The sequence below is a fragment of the Oleiphilus sp. HI0061 genome, assembly GCF_001635675.1.
This window is the reverse complement of sequence record NZ_LWFE01000455.1, coordinates 1-1455: the sequence shown is the minus strand read 5'-3', so window position 1 is coordinate 1455 and position 1455 is coordinate 1. Positions and strand designations below refer to the sequence as shown.

Annotated in this window: 2 protein-coding genes; one reads left to right on the top strand and one right to left on the bottom strand. The window is 44.7% G+C overall.

Translation table 11 applies throughout. The features are described from left to right. On the top strand, positions 1 to 451 hold a 451-nt coding region (locus A3735_RS06130; protein ID WP_231882437.1), incomplete at its 5' end, for a LysR substrate-binding domain-containing protein. A gap of 6 nt (positions 452 to 457) precedes the next feature. Here the strand turns inward: A3735_RS06130 and A3735_RS06125 are convergent. Beyond that, the coding region (locus tag A3735_RS06125; protein ID WP_231882435.1) for a lysophospholipid acyltransferase family protein at positions 458 to 1455 on the bottom strand (998 nt) is incomplete at its 5' end.

The following is a 1455-nucleotide window of genomic DNA, read 5'->3' as shown; positions in this document are numbered from 1 at the left end:
TCATCCCGACTTAAACGTTAGGCCTTGGATGGATGATGAGTTAGTGGTCTTCTGCGACCCGAAATCTGAGCTAAGTACGCTTTCATACGTTAGTGACCAACAGCTAAGCAAAGCAAAATGGATTCTGAGAGAGGCAGGTTCAGGAACACGGCAAGCATTCGATAACGCAATGCAGGGAGTGCTTCATGAACTTAATATTGAACTCGAACTTCAACATACCGAAGCCATCAAACGGGCAGTAGAGTCAGGTATGGGGATTGGGTGTTTGTCGAAAGTTACCTTAAACGATGCTTTCAAACGCTCATCGCTAATTGCCTTAAAAACACCACAGAGAGATTTCAAACGAAAATTTTATATCATCACACATAAGGACAAATACCTAAGCCCTGGCATACGAAATTGGCTAGAGCTTTGTTTTGAATACGCAGAACTCCACAATACCTATTCATAGCGGCAACTACTGATAAACTGGCCCTTCTCCATCAGGACGGGTTTTGAAGCGCTTATGCTGCCATAGATATTGTTCAGGATGACGCTTAATTGCTGCCTCTAGCGCCTGATTCCAAAGCTGCGCATCCTTTTGCGGGTCCTCACCAAAACCTTCAAAAACGGGTGAGAAAATGACTTCATATTGACCATTTGGTAGCCTAAACGGTGCGACATGCAAAACAGTCGCTCCCGTTTCACGCGCAATCCAACTTGGTGTAGAGATACAACCCGTACTAACACCAAAGAAAGGAACAAATAGGTCACAGCGTTTACCGAAATCCTGATCAGGAGCATACCAAACCTCACCGCCCCCCTTGATAAACTCGAGCATCTCTTTTAATTGATACTTACTGAAGCTTTGAATATCAAAGTTACGGTTACGCCCACTTTCGATCATCCAGTCTATTACGGGGTCGTTATTTGGGCGATACATATAGCCAGGTCGCTTAAGCTGAGTCCCAACCAAGGGCAAGGTCATATCGATAACACCGAAGTGGCCTCCTATCAACAAAACACCGGTGCCGCGGTTCTGCGCGTCTAATAGGTGCTCTTTACCAATCACCGTCATCGTATCAAGNTACGGAGTAACATCTCGCCACCAAAGTTGCAGCATCTCAATCAAGCCTTCAGCAGTAGAAATAAAACTGCCTTCAATTATCTCATTTTGCTTGTCACTGCTAAGCTCGGGGAAACACAGCTCTATATTCTGCCGGGTCACCTTGCCACGGTTTTTCATGCGTCGATAAACGAAACGCCCAAGGCTTTCTGCATACTGATGCTTTTTGTTCATCGGCAGCCAAGCGAGGCAATATAGAATAAAAACGATTAACCAGGATGGCCATAATGTTGGATGCCACAGAGGGCGTGTTTTCTCAGTCATAGCGCTTATTTTATTATTGTCTTTGCCAGAACAAGGAATAAGATTTGGACAAGTATAAGGTTTAGTCGGCCAAATCCTCAATTCTT